An 18,269-nucleotide genomic window follows, 5' to 3' on the forward strand; every position below is an offset into this window, starting at 1 on the left:
TTCACGACGCCACCCACGGTGCAATCGGGTTGCCCTGCCAGCGGGTGGAGGGCGGAACGGTGTCACCCCGCATCACCAGAGATGCAGGCCCTACCGTCGCTCCCGCGCCGATGCCGGCTGCGGGTAGCGCGACACAGTGCGGTCCCAGCGTTGCTCCTGCTCCCAAAGTGACGGTGTCCATGGACATGATCCGATCATGGAAGAGATGAGTTTGCACGACGCACCCCCGTTCCACTGTCGCTCCGTCGCCCAAAGTCACAAGATCTGCCTCGGGTAGCCAGTACGACTCACACCAAACGCCCTTACCGATCTTGGCCCCGAGTCCACGCAAGAAGATGTTCAGTACGGCCGTACCAGTCGCCGCGCGAGCGAACCACGGCGCCGCGACGGTCTCGACGAAGGCGTCGGCTACCTCGTTTCGCCAGACGAACGAACTCCACAGCGGATGCTCGACCTTGGCGATGCGTCCGACGACGATCCACTTGGCGGCGATGGTGATCGCGCCCGCCACTGCTCCGGCGACGAGCAGAATTACGCCGCTCAGCAGAGCCGCGAACCAGAATCCGACTGCGCCGACCAGTGCTTCGAGTGCAAACAGAACACCGAGACCGATGCCGAACGTGACCATGACGGGGATCAGTCGGCAGGTTTCGACCACTCCGCGGGCGATCTTGAGGCGCATGGGCGGATTGAACGTGCGGGCGGCGTCGGTGTCTCCGGCAGCCCTTCTCAGACGTACCGGTGGACTACCCAGCCACGATGATCCGGACTTGGCCTTGGACGGGGTAGCCGACAGAACCGCCACCAGACCGTTCTTGGGGACGCGTCGACCGGGGGCGGTCATACCGGAGTTGCCGAGGAACGCGCGCTTGCCGATCTTCGCCTGTTCGATGTGCATCCAGCCGCCGCCGAGGCCGTAGCTCGCAACCATGGTGTCGTCAGCGAGGAATGCGCCGTCGGCGACCGTCGTGAACTTGGGAAGGAGAAGCACGGTGGAGGCTTCGACGTTCTTGCCGATCTTGGCGCCGAGAAGGCGGAGCCATCCCGGTGTCAGCAGGCTCGCGTAGAGCGGGAAGAGGAAGGTTCTGGCCGAGTCGAGCAGGCGTTCGGTCGCCCACACCTGCCAGCCGATGCGGCTGCGGACAGGGTGGTAGCCGGGGGTCAGCCCGATCGAGAGAAGACGAACGGCCACAAGGGTGACGACTGCGAAGACGAGCAAACTCAGGATGGTCGCGACGGGAAGCATGATCAGCGATTGGAGCACTGCACTCGCGAGCGTGTCGGTGTCGCGGATCCACCAACCGATCAAGGCGATTCCGGCCATCAGAGCGAAGATCGGCATACCGGCCAGGAAGACCGAGGTGACGCCGTATACCGGCACCCAGCCGGGTGCGCGCTTCGGATGTTCGGCCGGCCAAGGATGATTCGCTTTCCCGACCTTGGTGGCGGGGGAGCCGGCCCACTGCTGGTTTGCCTTCACTCGGCCGAATACCGCAGATCCGGGTTCGACGACGGCGTCCCGACCGATACGCGCGCCGGGCAGAAGCGTCGAGCGTGAACCGACGGAGGCGCCGTCACCGATCTTGATCTCGCCGATGTGAATGACGTCGCCGTCGATCCAGTGGCCGGAGAGGTCGACTTCGGGTTCGACGGAGCAGCCGTCACCGAGTTCGAGCATGCCGGTGATGGGAGGAAGTGTGTGGAGATCGACGCCGCTGCCGATGTCGGCGCCGAGGGCGCGGGCGTAATAGAGCATCCACGGTGCGCCCGAAAGGTTTTCTGCGCCACTGGCTTCGGTGAGTCGGAGCGCTATCCACAGACGCAGGTGTTCACTACCACCTCGCGGGTACGTTCCTGGCTCCAACTTGCGTAGGAGCAGGCGCGCCCCGACGACGGCGATGGTCATACGGCCGATCGGCGTGATGAACACGATGAACGCCAACAGGATCCACCACCACGAGACCGTGGGCGCCCAGCTGACGTCGACGAACCAGCCGAGGACGTTGTTCGCGATCGCCAGCCACGTCACCCACTGCAGTCCGGTGAGCGTCGTGAGCGGAACGGTGACGGCGATCTGCGCGAGCTGAGTCTTCAAGGGTGTCGGAGCGACGATGCGCGGCTCCACAGTTTCGGTGGGTGCCAATTCGTCGAGATATTCGGCGAGCGATCCCAACCGTGGGTGGTCGTAGAGCTGTGCGACGGTCACTTCGGGGAACCGCTCGCGCAGGGCGGTTACCAGCTGAGCCGCAGAGAGGGATCCGCCGCCCACTTCGAAGAAGTCGTCGTCGAGTCCGGTGATCTGCGCGCCCAGGATCGAACCCCACAGACCGGCAACCCAGGCAGCGGTGCCGTCGAGGCCCAACGCGGCCCCCGCATCTTCACCGGCGCCGGGCAACGGCCACGGCAGCGCATTGCGGTCGACCTTGCCTGACGTACGCGTCGGAAGTTCGTCCATCAACGCCAGACGCGGCACGAGGGCCGCTGGTAGTTGCTCGCTGAGCAGTGCATGAGCGGCCTTGAGATCGAAGTCGGGATCCGTGCTGGCGATGTATCCGACGAGGAGTTGATTGCCGGCTGCAGTCTTCTTCACGGCTGCGGCAGCGCCGCTCACGCCCGGCAGGTTCTGCAAGGCGTTGTCGACCTCACCGAGTTCGATGCGCCTGCCGCCGAGCTTGACCTGATCGTCCGCGCGGCCCTGGAACATCAGGCCGGTGGTCTCGAGCCGGACCAGGTCGCCGCTTCGGTAGGCGCGTTCCCACCCGAGCGAGGGCATCGACGCGTACTTCTCGGCGTCCTTCGCGGGATCGAGGTAACGGGCGAGGCCGACGCCGCCGATCACCAGCTCGCCCACCTCACCGACCGCGACGGGATTGCTCTGGGCGTCGACGACGGCAAGGTCCCAGCCGTCGAGGGGGAGGCCGATGCTGACGGGGCTCTTGCCGTCCATCAGTGCGCCGCAGGCGACGACGGTTGCCTCGGTGGGGCCGTAAGTGTTCCAGACCTCGCGGCCCTCGACGGCCAGGCGCTCTGCCAGTTCGGGTGGGCAGGCTTCGCCGCCGAAGATCAGGAGTCGAACGGCTTCGAGGGCCTCGGCCGGCCACAGAGACGCAAGCGTCGGCACAGTGGAGACGATGCTGACGTCACGCGAGACCAGCCACGGGCCGAGGTCCATGCCGCTGCGAACCAGTGAACGAGGCGCCGGGACGAGGCAGGCGCCGTGACGCCACGCGAGCCACATCTCCTCGCAGGACGCGTCGAATGCCACGGACAGCCCCGCGAGGACGCGGTCACCAGGCCCGATGGGCTCGTCCTGGAGGAACATGCGCGCCTCGGCGTCGACGAACGCCGCGGCATTGAGGTGAGTGACCGCGACGCCCTTGGGGGTGCCCGTGGATCCTGAGGTGAAGATGATCCAGGCGTCGTCCTCGGGTTCGGGTTCGCGAACCGGTGGATGTTCGAGCCGCTTCGGCGCCGTCCCCGGCTGGATTCCGTCGCCGGTGATGATCGCCGCTACCTGCGCCTCGCCGAACACCAACTCGGCGCGCTCTTCCGGATCGTCGGCGTCGACGGGAACGTAGGCGGCGCCCGCCGCGAGGATCGACAGGATCGCGACGTACAGCGAACGCGAACCTGACGGCATCCTGATTCCGACGCGGTCACCTGCGCCGACGCCGGCATCACCGAGCCAGCGCGCACCGAGCTCGATCTCGTCGAGCAACTCCGAGTACGACAGTGTGGTGTCGCCGTCGTCGATGGCAGGTGCTTCCGGGTTGGCCTCGGCTGAGGCCCGCACGATGTCGATGAGCGTGCGCGGCGCAGGTGCATGCGCCGACCGTAGGAATACGGACGGAATCCCGAAAGATTGTTCCGTCTCCGACTGCGACTGGAGTGGCAAACCCGTTGGTCCTGTTCTACTCACGAAACTTAGAGTCCTGCGAACTGTCGAGTTGAAAGTCTCATGACAAGTTTGCGAGTTGGTGAACAGATATGCCTAATGCAACATGCCGAACGTGCCGGTCAGTCCGTACTGGCAGCTTGCGCGTGGCCTTCTGCCGAGTCGGCGAACTCGGGTGTGTCGAACACCTCTCCGCCCAGCGGATCGACGACCTTCGATTCCTCGGAGAAGTCGACGGCGCCGGTATCCGGGTCGATGTTGACCGCATGGGCGGGAACTTCGTGGACCGCGACGAGCATGTGGGCGTCGGAGGGATCCGTCATGATTCCGCTTTGTGACGGGGTCAGCCCGGCGAAGGTCGACGAGATCTTCAGATCGCGGAGCCGCTTTTCGGTGGGTTGCGGAACGTCGGTCGATGCCGAGGCATTTGTAGAAACCCGCAGGTAGCGTGGTGCCGAAGCGACCTCGTATCGGAACGCCTTCAGCATCGACAGACATGCCAGCACCATGATGACCGAGAACGGTACCGCCGTGGCGATGGCAACGGTTTGCAGCGCCGTGAGCGATCCACTGCCACCCACGATGAGGAGAACTGCGGCCGCGGCACCGGAGAGGAACGTCCAGTAGACACGCGTGATCTTGGAGGTCTCCAAGCTGCCACCGGTCGCGAGGATGTCGATGACGATCGAGCCGGAGTCCGCGGACGTGACGAAGAAGAACACGATCACGACGATCGCGAGAACACTCGAAATCGTTCCGAGCGGAAGTCCGTCGAGAAGCGTGAACAACGACGTGTTGGTGTCCACTGCGCCGGATGCGTCGAGCATCGTGCCCTCGTTGCGCTGACGCAGAATGCCGGAGTTACCGAAGATCGTGAACCACAACGAACCAACCAGCGTCGGGGCCAGCAGCACACCGAAGACGAATTCGCGGATGGTGCGGCCGCGTGAGATGCGCGCGATGAACATGCCGACGAACGGTGCCCAACTCATCCACCAACCCCAGTAGAAGATGGTCCATGCACCCTGCCAGCCGTCTTCGGCGAACGGGGACGTGCGCAGCATCAGCTCGGGCAAGGCCTGGACGTATCCGCCGAGGTTCTGCACCCACGACTGCATCAGGAACAATGTCGGTCCTAGAATCAGGACGAACAGGGCCAGCGCGGCAGCAAGCATCATGTTGATGTTGGAGAGCCACTTGAGGCCCTTCGTGACGCCGGAGACGACCGAGAAGGTGGCCATGCCCGTCACGATGACGATGATGGTGATGACCAACCAGTTGTCGGTCTCCACCCAGCCGAGGTAGTCGAGGCCGGCCGAGATCTGCTGGACACCGAAGCCCAGCGACGTCGCGACACCGAACAGCGTGCCGACGATGGCGACGACGTCGATGGCGTGGCCGATCTTTCCTTCGATGCGAGCCCGTCCGAGGAGCGGCTCGAGCAACCAACGGATCGAGAGCGGACGACCCTTGCGGTAGGTCATGTACGCCAGACCAAGGCCGACGACGACGTAGATCGCCCATGCATGAAGGCCCCAGTGGAACAGCGTCAGTTCCATCGCTTGATTGGCTGCGGCGTCCGTGGATCCCGCGATCTGCCCGGCGACGGGAGGGTTCACATAGTGCGAAAGGGGTTCTGCCACTCCGTAGAACACGAGGCCGATGCCCATCCCGGCGCTGAAGAGCATCGCGAACCACGAGAGCATGCCGAACTCGGGTTGCTCGTCGTCGCGCCCCAATCGGATGTTGCCGATGCGGCTGATTCCGCAGTACAGCGCAAAGATCACGAAACCGGTAGCAGAGAGGATGTACCACCAGCCGACTCCGTCGCTGATCACGTTGTTGAGAGTTTCGAAAGCATCCGCAGCGGTTCCCGCATAGATCACGGCAAAGGCGATCAGGGCAAAGATCACTATCGACGCGGGGATGAACACGGGTTTCCGTAGTTCACGCCACGCAGTTTTGACCGCAGTCATTCCACTCCTCGAACAATCAGGCATTCACAGCGCCCATACGGGCAGCCACGTGTCACGCGTAGGTGGGCGTTGCGCTCACACCATCGCAGGTCAAGACCGGGCTATTGCTTTGAAATTCAACGTAACGTCAAGTTTCGGTCAACTCAACTGGACGAAAGATGCTGCACTGTCGCGAAAGTTCTCACTGGATACCGTAGTTCCGGTTGTAAATCGTTGGGTAATAGTGGCATTGGGCCATGAGTGGAATGCTGAACGGCGAATTCGATTGGTACGGTGAGTTGAATCGGTCGAGTCGACGCTCACCGATTGACCACATTTGTCAAACTCGGCGAAACAGCCTGTCTGTCAGGTGGTTAACTCCTGGTGTGCTTGCCCGATCGTGGCGGTCAGGTGTCGATACCTAACTGTGATTGTGATGGTCGCAACTATCAGTGATGCGGGCCCTGTTCGCCCCGCTGAGCGTCGATCAGATCCATCGCATCCTTCAGACCCAAGCCCGGATGCAGTTCGCGTAGTGCCTTGATTGCCGGAATACGGTCGTCAGTCGACGCGAGTGCGCTACGGACGTCGTCGGCGGGTATTTCGGTGGGGGCAGTCGTCCCTTCCCACCACACCGACTGAGGTTTGTTCCTGTTTCGCCAGGCCTGGACGGTTCCGTAGGCAAATCCGGCCGTCGCGAAAAGCCAGATTGCCAGGCGAACCCAATTACCGGTTGTCGGTTCCGTGGCCACTGTATGGATGGTGCTCGGACCGACTACGACTACGAGCAGGACGAGGCCAATCGTGTGGCCCCATCGCTCGACGCGCCTGCTCGGTACCCACCACTCGGCCATCGGTCGATACTCGCACAGTGCTGCGGTTTCGATGCGACGATGGAGATCATGGAGATTCGTGATGCGGTGGTGCGATTTCGAGGGGAATCAGGGGCCTCGACGATCTTCGGAGAACCGCACCAGACCAGCGACGGATCGACGATCATCACGGTTTCGCGTCTGCACCGGCGGTGGCGCCGCGACCCGATACCGGTGCCAGTGGGAGTGTTCTCGATCCACGAGGGTGAGCCGTCGTGGTCACCGGCCGTCGATCACACCAGGGCGGCTTTGATGGGGGAGTTCATCGGGTTGGCGGCCGCAGTGATCGCAACTCTGGCCGTTCTACGTCGTCCGCCCTGGCCTGATGTGACGATTCAGAAGGGGTGACCCAGAATTACGCCGATCAGTTGGAACGGCATCGCGAGGAACATCGATCCGACGTAGAGCGGATAGCGAATCGGATCGCCGGCGAGGTAACCCTCGGCGAGCCAGGCCATGACGTCTGCTGATCCCATAGTCGTTACTTCCCTTCGCTGTTGTGGTTCACCGACATTTTCGGTCGTGGGAGTTGTTTTGTTACAAGCGAACTCGAAGGAGGGGTACATGTGAAGGCAGTTTCGACGCAGCAAACGTCGTCAAGCGAGATCCCCGGGGGCGGTGTCCTCTAACAGCTAAGTCTCGATACTTGGCACTGTGCCGTAGTGAAATCTGTGCATTCTGCACATGTCGGGACAATTCGGTGAGCCCTACAGTCGCTGCATGACAACGACACCTTCTCCTCTCGCAGGCAAGACCGTCGTACTGATCGGCGGCGGAACAGGCATCGGGCTGCGAGTGGCGCAGCTTGCCGTCGACGCCGGCGCGCAGGTAGTTCTCGGGGGCCGAACCGCATCCAAGCTCGAAGCAGCGGCCGCGCAGCTGGGTGAGGCTGCGCACTGGTTCACCGTCGACACCTCCGACGACGACTCGGTGAAAGCACTCTTCACCAACATCCCCAGCGTCGATGCTCTCTTCACGACGGCTGCCGATTACCAGGTCGGCTCGTTCCGTGAACAGAGCGTCGAGGAAGCGGCGTCGCCGTTCACCTCCAAGTTCTGGGGGCAGTACCGCGTCGTGCACGCTGCGCTCGACAAGCTGACACCCACCGCATCGGTGGTCCTCATGTCCGGCGCTGCCAGTGTGCGGCCACCCGCAGCTGCCGCGGCATACGTTGCAGCCAACGCGGCAATCGAGGGGCTCGGGCGGGGGCTGGCGGTCGAACTGTCGCCGATCCGCGTCAACACTGTCGCTCCCGGAACCATCGACGGGCATCTGTGGGCTCAGCGCCCGGCGGAGGTTCGGGAGGCCGCGTTCACCTGGAGTGCCGAGAACAACGTGCTCGGCCGCGTCGGGAACGAAGACGAGATTGCACAAGCGGTGTTCTATCTCTTCACCAACACGTACACAACGGGTTCCACGCTGTACCCCGACGGCGGATACGCGTTGCGTTAGACCCGTGCCATTTGGCGACTGTGTGAAATGACGACTGTGCGAAATGCATTGTCGTAACACGAAGAAACGCCAATTCGCCCATAGGCGTGACCCTGGCCACATTCGTACCGTCTTCTCCGAGAACACTTCCCAACTATTCGAGGAGTCCGTCATGAAAAACACGTCAGCGACCGCCGCCGGCGGTGAAGTGTCCGACGGTGACGACTACGCGCTCACCCGCGTTCCCGACGAAGCACGATATTCGTGGTTCTCGGTGGCAGTACAGCGATTCGGTCAGGTATCGGCACTCGCACAGTTCTTGCTCGGTGCGACGCTCGGCTACGGTATGACGTTCTGGAATGCCTTCTGGGCATTGACAGTCGGGGCGGTGATTCTCGAGGTCGTCTGTATTTTCATCGGCATCATCGGGGTTCGTGAAGGGCTCAACACATCGGTGGTCGCACGCTGGTGTGGATTCGGGCACGCAGGTTCCGCGGTGATCGGTTTGGTGATCGGGGTCAGCCTGATCGGTTGGTTCGGCATTCAATCTGCTGTCTCTGCATCAGGTTTGCACGGAATCATGCCGTTTCTGCCGCAGTGGGCGTGGGCTTTGGCCTTCAGTCTCCTGATCACCGCGATAGTCCTTCGCGGGTTCGGATCCATGCAACTGATTGCCAATATCACCGTTCCGCTGTTCCTGATCCTGGTCGGTTGGGCCGTCATCGCCGAACTGCGTAATCACTCGCTGTCAGATCTGATGACATCTGCTCCAGCCGGGCCGGAGCTCAGCTTCCTCGCCGGAACTACCATCGTCGCAGGCGGTTTCATTGCCGGAGCAGTGATCACACCTGACATGACGCGCTTCAACCGCACGGCAGGCGATGTCGTGAAGCAGACGCTCGTCGGAATAACGTTGGGCGAATACGTGATCGGGCTGACCGGTGTTCTCCTTGCCCATGCCGTTCGCAGTTCCGGCATCGCCACGATCATTCTCTCGTCGGTCGGTTGGGTCGGCGTTCTGATCATCGTTCTCGGCACCTTCAAGATCAACGACTGGAACCTGTACAGCTCGGGGCTCGGCGTCGTGAACTTCATCGACGTCGTGTTCGGTCGACGGATCAATCGCGCAGTTGTCACAGCAGTTGTCGGCATCACCGGTTCGGTCCTCGCGGCTGCCGGAATCCTGAACTCGTTCACCGACTTCCTGATCCTGTTGGGCGTCGGATTCCCGCCGATCGCCGGGATCATGGTGGCGGAATACTTCATCGTCAAGACATGGCGCAAGGATCTGGAGGAGAGTCGAGCTGCGGGTACCCTCCCGAACTCGGCACCCACTTGGGTACCGGCCACGCTGGTGATCTGGATCGTCTCGGCGCTGATCGGTCATTACAGCACCTTCGGCCTGCCGTCGATCAACGCGGTGGCCTCGGCCTTCGTTCTCTACGTCGTCGCGGGTCGACTCGGCCTGATTCGCGGAGTCGGACGCACCGCAACCGAAGCGCCGCAAGAGACTTCGGGAAAATCTGCGCTCACGCACTAGCACGGCACACACTGTAGAAGGGAGTTCGCGATGCGAATCGGAATCGACGTCGGTGGTACGAACACCGATGCGGTCCTGATGGACGGGACCACCGTCATCGGGCATGTCAAACACTCGACCAGCAAGGACATCACCGGCGGAATCGGCGGAGCTCTGGCGGCGCTGCAGCAGCAGTACTCGTTCTCTCCCAGCGCTGTTCAAGCAGTGATGATCGGCACGACGCACTTTCTCAACGCTCTCATCGAGCAACGCGGACTTGCACCGACAGCGGCTCTGCGATTGGGGCTTCCGGCGACCGCCGCGCTTCCGCCGATGGTGGGGTGGCCGCGAGACCTGGTCTCCGCTGTGCAAGGAAGGCACTACCTCGCTCACGGTGGGCACGAGTTCGACGGTCGTCGTATCTCGCCGCTGGACCCCGACGAGATTCGCCGCCATGCCGCCGATATGGCTCGCAGCGGTACTCGTTCGGTCGCAATATCTTCGGTGTTCTCTCCGGTCAATCTCGAATGCGAAGCGGCCGCCGCGGAGATCGTGCGTGAGGAACTCGGCCCGGACGTCGCAATTTCGCTCTCGCACGAGATCGGTCGAGTGGGTCTACTCCAGCGGGAGAACGCGACCATCATCAATGCTGCGCTGCGCGAGCTCGCCGATCACATCGTCGACGGTCTTGCCCGATCTTTGGTCGAGCACGGCATTGTCGCGCCGCTGTACCTGAGCCAGAACGACGGAACCTTGATGGACATCGAGTACGCGAGGCGTTATCCGGTGGCGACTTTCGCTTCGGGGCCGACCAACTCCATGCGAGGCGCCGCTGTTCTGTCCGGTCTGGCCAGCTGTGCGGTGATCGACATCGGGGGCACCACTACCGACGTGGGCGTATTGACCAACGGTTTCCCCAGAGAAGCAACCACGGAGGTGACGGTCGCGGGGGTACGGACCAATTTCCGTATGCCGGACGTCTTCTCGATCGGTATCGGTGGTGGTTCGGTGGTGGATGCAGACGGACTCACAGTCGGACCCGAATCTGTGGGATACGAATTGGGTTCACGGGCACTCGTATTCGGCGGTGACACGTTGACGGCCACCGACATAGCCGTCGCGGCAGGCTTGGCCGACGTCGGAGATCGCAGTGCGGTGGCGCACCTCGACCGCGGCCTGGTGTCGACGGCACTCGACCGGATCTCGCGCCGAGTCGCCGACGCCGTGGAACAGATGCGGACCACGTCGGATCCACTTCCCGTTGTGGCGGTTGGCGGGGGATCGGTACTGCTGGAGCGTGAACTCCCGGGCCTGGGAACGGTGATTCGTCCTGAGCGCTTCGATGTTGCCAATGCGATCGGCGCTGCGATCGCGCAGGTCAGTGGTGAGGTAGATCGAGTCGAAGCGGTGCGGGACGGGCACCGGCAGGTTTTTGCCGACGATGCTCGCCAGGAGGCGATCGATCGGGCAGTCGCCGCAGGCGCACGGCCCGAGTCGGTGCAGATCGTGGAGTTCGACGAGGTCCCGATTCCGTATCTGCCGGGCAACGCAACACGTATTCGAGTGAAGGCAGTCGGTGACTTGGCACTGCACAGTGGTTTGGTCTCCACCGGTCAGGAGGGCTCACGATGAGTTGGACACTACGAACGGCGGATCTCGACGACCTCGCCAGGGGCGCAGCCTTGTTGGGCACCGGCGGCGGGGGAGATCCGTTCGTCGGCAAGATGTTGGTCACGCAGGCGCTCGGTGAGGCCGGTGAAATCACAATTCTCGATCCGGAGGAGCTTGACGACGACGCGTGGGTGATTCCCGTCGCGCAGATGGGTGCCCCGACCGTCGTGGTCGAAAAGATGCCGCGCGGAACCGAACCCGAGCTGGCGCTGATCACGTTGGAGAAGCACACGGGTCGAACTGCAGATGCCACGATGCCGATGGAGTGCGGCGGAATCAATTCGATGATTCCGTTGCTGGTGGCCGCACGGCGCGGCCTGCCGGTTGTCGACGCCGACGGGATGGGACGAGCCTTTCCTCAGCTCGAGATGGAAACCTTCTCGGTGTACGGGATTTCGGCGAGTCCGCTCGCCATGGCGAACGAGCACGACGAGGTGGCGATCTTCGACACCGGAAGTGACAACAGCAGATTGGAGGGCCTCGCCCGCGGGGTGACGTCGAGGTTCGGTGGGATGGCGCACATCGCGCAGTACTCGATGACGGGTGCAGATGTGAAGCGGACGGCGATCCCACGGACTCTGTCGTTGGCCATGACCATCGGCCGGTCCATCAGACTTTCACGTGAGCAGCGGGTGGACCCGGTGCAGGCGCTTGTCGACAGTCTCGCCGACACGCTCTACGGATACGGGCGAGTTCTCTTTCACGGCAAGGTGATCGATGTCGACCGGCGAACCGATGAGGGGTTCGCTCGGGGTTCGGTGCGGATCGCCGGCGTCGGAGACGAAGAGCTGGAAGTTCAGTTCCAGAACGAAAATCTGATCGCCGTCCAATCCGGAGTGATGGTGGCGATCGTGCCAGACCTGATCTGCATCGTCGAGGCCGATACCGCCGAACCCGTCACCACCGAGGGCTTGCGGTACGGGCAGCGCGTTGCGGTCATCGGGATCGCGACCCCACCCATCATGAGAACCCCGGAGGCACTGGCGGTCTTCGGCCCGGCTAGCTTCGGGCTCGATCGCCCGTTCCTGCCGGTGGAGACACTCGAGCAACCTGTACTGGCAGAATAGCGAGCCGTGAGCAGGCTGCACGCGGTCCGGGAGGCCGACCTCGACGCGATCGCAGCGGGGGCGGTGGTCCTGGGCTGCGGCGGGGGCGGCGATCCACGCTTGTTCGTGGAATTGCTGCGTCCACTGATGACGTCTACTTCGGTGGAGGTCATCGCGCCGGACCAGTTGCCGGAGGAGGCATTGGTGATGCCGGTGGGAATCGTCGGATCGGCCCTGGCCTTGGAGGAGCAATTGCCCTCCGGGCGTGAGTTTGCAGATACTGCAGCAGCTTTGACGCGCTGGACCGGGAAGCGTCCGACCGCGGTGATGACTTTCGAAGGCGGTGGACTCAACGCTCTCTCCGGCATTGCTGCGGCGTTGGCGTTGGGAATTCCCGTGGTCGACGCGGACCTGCTGGGTCGAGCGATGCCGCGGCTCGATCACTTCTCTCTCGCCGCAGCCGGGTTGGAATTGTGCCCGGTCACACTCGCCCAGCCCGGCGGCCTCATTACCGTCGTCGACGGAGTGGATGTGCTCGGCGCCGAGGTAGCAGTGCGGTCGTTGATCGGGAGAACCAGCGGTTGGGGTGCTCTGGCGATCGCGTCGATCGATGCGCGGACGGTGCAGGAGGCGTGCATTCCGGGAACTCTGTCTCGGGCGCACGAACTGGGTCAGCACATCGGGGCACTGGGCAGTTGGCGGCAGATCGCGGAAAGCTCCGGGGCTCGAGTACTGGGGGCAGGCCGGGTGCGTGCGGTGCGTCGTAGTCGTCCGGACACCGGAGATCGTCGGGGCAGCGTGATTCTCGAGCACGGTTCTGCGGTGATACGAGTCGAATTCGAGAGTGAGTTCCTGACCGTCGCGTTGGACGGCGAGATGATTGCAACGTGCCCGGACATCGTGACGTTGCTCGACGTGCGGACCGGCGCCTTCGTCTCGTGTGAATCCGTGCACCAGGGGCACGATGTGGCCGTGTTGGTTCTTCCCGGTCCACAGTGGTGGGCGGAAGAAGTGGGCAGATTGAAAGTTGTCGGCCCGCGGGCATTCGGGATCGACCACGACGCAGTGCTGATGGAGGCGCGATGAGCGCGAGTGTTTCGGCGTTGCTGAACAACCCGGCCTTTGTCGGGCTGTATCGACTGGCCGGGGAGGGTGATCCCGTCGTGACGACAGTGGGAGCACTCACCGGGGAATCGGCACAGTCGGCCGAGGCCGTGTCGGATGCGGCGAGTTCAGGATCAGTTCTGGTGATTCTCGATCGAATCGACATCGGGGAGTGGAGATTCGACGCTCTCCTTCGGCGCACAGCGGCGACCGGCTGCCAGGTGGTCGCTGTGCACAGCACTGCGGCGGAGGATGCGAATCTCTCGTTGCTTGCCGATCGGCTCGGACTGGTGGTGCTCGGAGTATCCGACCCGTGGCAGTTCAGCGTGGATCTTCGTGATCTTCTCTCGAATTCGCGGGCGGTGATGGCCGACGCAGTACTGCGGGCGACACACGCGGGCCAACGAGCCGGAGGAAGCGTCGAGAATCTTCTGTCGGTGCTACTGAACACTTTTCAGCGTTCATTCTTTCTCCTGGACTCGTCCGGACGTCCGATGACCGGCGCCGACCTGTTGTCAGACACTGATCGAGCAGCCGCCGGTATGTTGTCGGGTCGCGGGGCGCCCACCACGGTCGAATTGGACTCCGGCGGGGTCCTGATTGCGTGCCCGGTGATGTCCGGCGCAGCCCGAGAGCCCTGGCTGGCGGTGCTACTCCCGGTGCGTCAAAGCGTCGAAGAGGCTTCTCTCTCAGTGGTTCTCGACGTGGCCTCGTTGGCTGCCGGGCACCGACTGGCCGTTGCGCGCATGGTCGACGAGCGTGAAGCGCGCCGGCGTAGCGCGTTGCTCGGTGAACTGATCGACACGTCAGCAGACGCCACACCCGGACTGCTCCGGCGCGCACTCGACGCGGGTTGGATGCTGGACGGATGGCACATCGGCATCAAAGTCCTGGCGGTCGGTGAGGTCGACCTGGTGGCAAGACGCAGCGAGGTTGCAGATGCTCTCGCCGCCGAGGGAATCGACGCCAATGTCGTGGAACAGGCTGACGGCTGGGCGGCGTGGACGACTCTGCCAGGCGAGCCGCGACCGGAGGCGATCACCAGGATCGCCGAGTGCATCCGTGCAGCTCAGGCCAGGTTGGAACCCACGATGGAGACCTGGGTAGGTGTGGGACGCGCACACGACGGTCCGGCTGGAATCGGTTCGTCCCTGTCGGAGGCCGGGGATGCCGCTCGGCTCGCCGGTTCCCGATCTCAAACAGGTCGATTCCTGCACGTGGACCGCCTCGGGCTGGCGCAGTTGCTGCTGGCGTGGACGCGAACCGACACCTTCCAGCCTGCGGCCGCAGCATTGCTCGCACCGCTACGCGATTCCAATGGAGAGTTGCTCGAGACTCTGTCGACGTACCTCGACGAAGAATCGTCTCTGGCTCACACCGCAATCCGAATGGGGTTGCACCGCAACACCGTATCGAGTCGGATCGATAGAATTCAGCGCCTTCTCTCGGTGGATCTCGCAGATCCGGAAACGAGACTCGCGCTCCACCTTGCTTGCCGGACCATCGCGCCCTGACGGAGATCTTCGCGGCTTCGTCTTGACAAGCACGGGAGGTTCCTGCCATCCTCGTTGCCAGGTCACGAGTACCAGTGTTCAGCCCCGGCTTGCTGGTCGGCAACCCTCCTCCGCGGTGGGGTGCTCCGGGTGACGACCCGGCTGCGTTCGAAAACGAATGCGGCAAGCGCGGACTCTTCCGGGGCCATCTCCCGACGAACGAGTCCTTGAACGTGAGGATTGTCTTCGATGACTGCTGTATTGAGTGCCGACACCTGCTGCACCACCGCGATTGCCAAGGTTTCGGGTTCCGACCTGCAGGTTCCATTGGTTCAGGGTGGCGAATGCTCCTACGCCAACTTCGACTACGCCGCGAGTGCGCCGGCATTGGCCCAGGTCACCGACCGTATCGCCGAGTTGCTGCCGACATACGCCAGCGTCCACCGCGGTGCCGGCTACGCGTCCCGGATCTCCACGCTCACCTACGAGAACGCTCGTGAATCCGTTGCTCGTTTCGTGAACTGTGCCGACGATCAGGTTGTCGTCTTCACCCGGAACACCACCGATTCGCTGAACCTGCTTGCGCAGTGCGTCCCCGGCAGCACCGTCGTCCTCGACGTCGAGCATCACGCAAACCTGTTGCCGTGGAACGACGCTCGTATCGTCACCGCCGCAGACACCATCGAAGAAACGATCGAGCGTCTGATCGGTGAACTGTGCACCAAGCCTGCCGCGCTGCTCGCAATCACCGGGGCCTCCAACGTGACCGGTGAGATCCTGCCGATTGCACGTTTGGCTGACATCGCTCACCGTTGCGGCGCACGTATCCTCGTCGACGCTGCTCAGTTGGCTCCCCACCGTCGCATCGACCTGCAGGAATGCGGCGTCGACTACGTAGCGTTCTCGGGCCACAAGCTGTACGCGCCCTTCGGCGCCGGCGTTCTCGTCGGCCGCCGTGACTGGCTCGACGAAGCTCAGCCGTACCTCGCCGGCGGCGGCGCCGTGCGTGAGGTGACCATCGAATCCACCGAGTGGGCTTGCGCGCCCGCACGCCACGAGGCGGGTTCCCCCAACGTGCTCGGTGCGGCTGCCATCGCGACCGCCTGCGAAACCCTGCACGCCCTGGACTTCGACGTGATCGCCGAGCATGAGAAGGCGCTCACCGCCCAGCTCACTGACGGCTTGTCCGCCATCGAGGGCGTCTCACTCGTGCGACTGTGGAACGACGCTCCTGACGCCGTCGGAATCGTCACCTTCACCGTTGACGGATTCGAAGCGGGCGAGATCGCCGCATTCCTCTCCGCCGAGCACGGCATCGGAGTTCGCGACGGTCGCTTCTGCGCACATCCGGTTCTCGCGCGCCTCGGCCTCTCCGGCGGTGCAGTTCGCGCCAGCCTCGGCCTCGGTAGCAGCTCGGACGACGTGACGCGGTTGGTCGACGCCGTGAACATCCTGGTTTCGAATCAGCGTGATTGGAAGTACGCGAAGACGGCAGGTGCGTGGAACCCTGTGCCCGAGACCCGCCCCTTCCTCGGAGCCGCAGACGACAATGCCGGCGCAGCCGAGTGCGTCTGAGCTGAGCTCGGTCCCCGAAAACTCGAACGGACAACTAGCATGGCAGCCATGGCACCAGCGGATTTTCCCGCCACCCCTTCGAGAGTGAGCATCACTCTCGGTCAGTGGTGCCGTCGCCATGTCGATCTGTGTCGCACCTCTTCAGGAATGTGTTCGAGCTGACGATTCGTCTCGCTCATCCCATACTTTTCTGATTTTCGGAGGTCTCACATGTCTTCACTCGCTTCGCATTCTCTGCACGTAGCGGTCGAGTTGACCGGATCCGGTCACCATCCGGCCGCTGAGGGCGCACCCGGCAACCTGCCCATCATCGGCGGCGACTACTGGGTGGACCTCACCGAGGGTGAAAAGGCTCTCGATTTGGCTTCATTCCCTACCAATGTGGTTCGGATTCGCGCTGCGGATCTGCGTGAGGCACAGCTCGAACGCGCACGGATACGCGCTGCCGTCGCTGAAGAAGGACGCGATCCCGACAGCGTCGCAGTGCTGGTCGATCTCGAGATTCTGATCGCGCCGGAGGCTCGCTCCGCTCGTAAGGAGCTTGCGCAGTTGGACAGCGCGTTGACCTCGCCGCGGGTTCCCGTTTCGCTTCATTACGTCGGAACGCCTTCCGGTCTCGGCAGTTTGATCGCCGATATCCGAGCTGCGGAGGTCGCCGACGGCGTTACGTTGCTGCCTCTCGCATTGCCTCGCACGCTCGAGCATCTGGTGGACAGCACCATTCCGTGGCTTCAGGATCGCGGACTTGTCACACCGTCCACCGCAGTCGACGAGGTTCTCGGGCGTTTCGGACTGCCGCCCCGTCATCGCACGCTTGCGTCCTGATCGTCACCGATTGCATCTGCGTACAGGTGGAACAGCGACGGTAATTCGTCGGCACCGTCCACCTGTGCCAGAAGCGTCCAGCACTGCGCAGTGATCGACCGAGCCCTCGTGCCGATCCAGTTGGTGGGCAGTAGTTCCGGCGGCAACAGCGGATCCGGTTCCATGGCTCGCGTGAATTCCGCCGCGAGTTCGATGGTCATCGTGACAGCATCGGTACCCGGACTGTTCTGCAGTTTGTGCAGGCGTGCGGTCGCTACGTCGAGTAGCCGTTCGTATCCGTCAGCGATCTGGTCCAGTGGCCACAACTGCGCGGCAATCTTCACGGGGTCTTCGAGAGTGCCCACTTTCAGATCTCGAGTGGTGAGAGAAGACAGGTGCTGTTCGACGTCGAGTTCGGCGGCCGCATCGCGAATATACGGTTCCCAGGCGTGCGGCGAGACGTACAGACCGCCCTGGACGAGCGCGCCGCCGAGGTAAACGACCCTGGTGCGCAGCGCATCTCGCGCTTTCCGTGACGACTCCGGAATTGCGAATCCGGCCAGGTGCCAATACCCGTCCCACGGCGTCACAGTGTCGCGGTCTTGTCGATAGGCCAGCCGAACGAATTCGACGTCGGGTTCCATCTCGCGCAGGGCTTTCGGCGTTGCTCGTAGCGTGGCCTGCCGCCCGCGACCTTCCTGAGTGAACTTCCCCTCGGTGACCAACCGCTTGATGCACAGCCGAACCTGTTGATCAGTTTTGCCGAGGGCGTCGGCGGTGGCATAGAGGGTGTGCCCGTCGACAGTTCCGTCCGTGCGCAGTAGTCCCTCGATCAAGATCCTCGTGGGTACATCGACGTCCCTGTCGGTCATCGCCATGTCCTTTCCTCGCTTCTCGACATCTT

At 63.2% G+C, this 18,269-nt stretch carries 14 protein-coding genes and 1 riboswitch; of the genes, 9 read left to right on the forward strand and 5 right to left on the reverse strand.

Going from position 1 to position 18,269, the window contains the following annotated elements:
* Position 1: 1 nt before the first annotated feature.
* From ABH939_RS27560 to ABH939_RS27570, 3 genes are all read right to left on the reverse strand, one after another.
* The gene (locus tag ABH939_RS27560) at positions 2-3,895 is read right to left on the reverse strand and encodes a Pls/PosA family non-ribosomal peptide synthetase (protein ID WP_404650474.1); all 3,894 of its coding nucleotides are present in this window, start codon (positions 3,893-3,895) and stop codon (positions 2-4) included.
* 122 nt (positions 3,896-4,017) lie between these two features.
* Positions 4,018-5,871 carry a BCCT family transporter gene (locus tag ABH939_RS27565; RefSeq protein ID WP_050655916.1) on the reverse strand — a complete coding sequence of 618 codons (1,854 nt, stop codon included), beginning with the start codon at positions 5,869-5,871 and terminating at the stop codon, positions 4,018-4,020.
* Positions 5,872-6,299: 428 nt separating this feature from the next.
* Positions 6,300-6,602: a ribosomal protein L7/L12 gene (locus ABH939_RS27570; RefSeq protein WP_232319041.1), complete on the reverse strand. Its 303-nt coding sequence runs from the start codon at positions 6,600-6,602 to the stop codon at positions 6,300-6,302.
* Positions 6,603-6,743: 141 nt separating this feature from the next.
* Here ABH939_RS27570 and ABH939_RS27575 point away from each other — a divergent pair, with 141 nt between their 5' ends.
* Positions 6,744-7,070: a hypothetical protein gene (locus tag ABH939_RS27575; RefSeq protein ID WP_404650476.1), complete on the forward strand. Its 327-nt coding sequence runs from the start codon at positions 6,744-6,746 to the stop codon at positions 7,068-7,070.
* Here ABH939_RS27575 and ABH939_RS27580 read toward each other — a convergent pair.
* Positions 7,058-7,198 carry a hypothetical protein gene (locus ABH939_RS27580; RefSeq protein ID WP_003941170.1) on the reverse strand — a complete coding sequence of 47 codons (141 nt, stop codon included), beginning with the start codon at positions 7,196-7,198 and terminating at the stop codon, positions 7,058-7,060. The genes ABH939_RS27575 and ABH939_RS27580 overlap by 13 nt on opposite strands.
* Before the next feature lie 244 nt (positions 7,199-7,442).
* Between ABH939_RS27580 and ABH939_RS27585 the strand changes: the two genes are divergently transcribed.
* The 8 genes from ABH939_RS27585 to ABH939_RS27620 all read left to right on the forward strand — a co-directional run bounded on the left by ABH939_RS27585 (position 7,443) and on the right by ABH939_RS27620 (position 17,386).
* The gene (locus tag ABH939_RS27585) at positions 7,443-8,174 is read left to right on the forward strand and encodes an SDR family oxidoreductase (protein WP_404650455.1); all 732 of its coding nucleotides are present in this window, start codon (positions 7,443-7,445) and stop codon (positions 8,172-8,174) included.
* Between the two features lie 151 nt (positions 8,175-8,325).
* Positions 8,326-9,693 carry a purine-cytosine permease family protein gene (locus ABH939_RS27590; protein ID WP_404650457.1) on the forward strand — a complete coding sequence of 456 codons (1,368 nt, stop codon included), beginning with the start codon at positions 8,326-8,328 and terminating at the stop codon, positions 9,691-9,693.
* Between the two features lie 30 nt (positions 9,694-9,723).
* A complete protein-coding gene (locus ABH939_RS27595) occupies positions 9,724-11,304 on the forward strand; it encodes a hydantoinase/oxoprolinase N-terminal domain-containing protein (RefSeq protein WP_404650459.1) in 1,581 nt (526 codons plus the stop codon).
* The gene (locus tag ABH939_RS27600; protein ID WP_058039287.1) at positions 11,301-12,410 is read left to right on the forward strand and encodes a DUF917 domain-containing protein; all 1,110 of its coding nucleotides are present in this window, start codon (positions 11,301-11,303) and stop codon (positions 12,408-12,410) included. The genes ABH939_RS27595 and ABH939_RS27600 overlap by 4 nt, the downstream gene beginning before the upstream one ends.
* A 6-nt stretch (positions 12,411-12,416) precedes the next feature.
* Complete coding sequence (locus tag ABH939_RS27605) at positions 12,417-13,475, forward strand: DUF917 domain-containing protein (protein WP_058039286.1); 1,059 nt, start codon at positions 12,417-12,419, stop codon at positions 13,473-13,475.
* The gene (locus tag ABH939_RS27610; protein ID WP_064688672.1) at positions 13,472-15,007 is read left to right on the forward strand and encodes a CdaR family transcriptional regulator; all 1,536 of its coding nucleotides are present in this window, start codon (positions 13,472-13,474) and stop codon (positions 15,005-15,007) included. The genes ABH939_RS27605 and ABH939_RS27610 overlap by 4 nt, the downstream gene beginning before the upstream one ends.
* A 60-nt stretch (positions 15,008-15,067) precedes the next feature.
* Positions 15,068-15,182: riboswitch (SAM riboswitch) on the forward strand.
* 53 nt (positions 15,183-15,235) lie between these two features.
* Positions 15,236-16,561 carry an aminotransferase class V-fold PLP-dependent enzyme gene (locus ABH939_RS27615; RefSeq protein WP_054831718.1) on the forward strand — a complete coding sequence of 442 codons (1,326 nt, stop codon included), beginning with the start codon at positions 15,236-15,238 and terminating at the stop codon, positions 16,559-16,561.
* A gap of 210 nt (positions 16,562-16,771) precedes the next feature.
* Positions 16,772-17,386: a hypothetical protein gene (locus ABH939_RS27620; RefSeq protein ID WP_050655923.1), complete on the forward strand. Its 615-nt coding sequence runs from the start codon at positions 16,772-16,774 to the stop codon at positions 17,384-17,386.
* On the opposite strand, the gene ABH939_RS27625 is transcribed toward ABH939_RS27620, so the two are convergent.
* Complete coding sequence (locus ABH939_RS27625; protein WP_050655932.1) at positions 17,365-18,243, reverse strand: phage repressor protein; 879 nt, start codon at positions 18,241-18,243, stop codon at positions 17,365-17,367. The two genes, ABH939_RS27620 and ABH939_RS27625, sit on opposite strands and share 22 nt — an antisense overlap.
* Positions 18,244-18,269 lie beyond the last annotated feature (26 nt).

The organism is Rhodococcus sp. 27YEA6 (assembly GCF_044908235.1).
In the GTDB taxonomy this organism is placed as follows: Bacteria; Actinomycetota; Actinomycetes; order Mycobacteriales; family Mycobacteriaceae; genus Rhodococcus_F; species Rhodococcus_F qingshengii.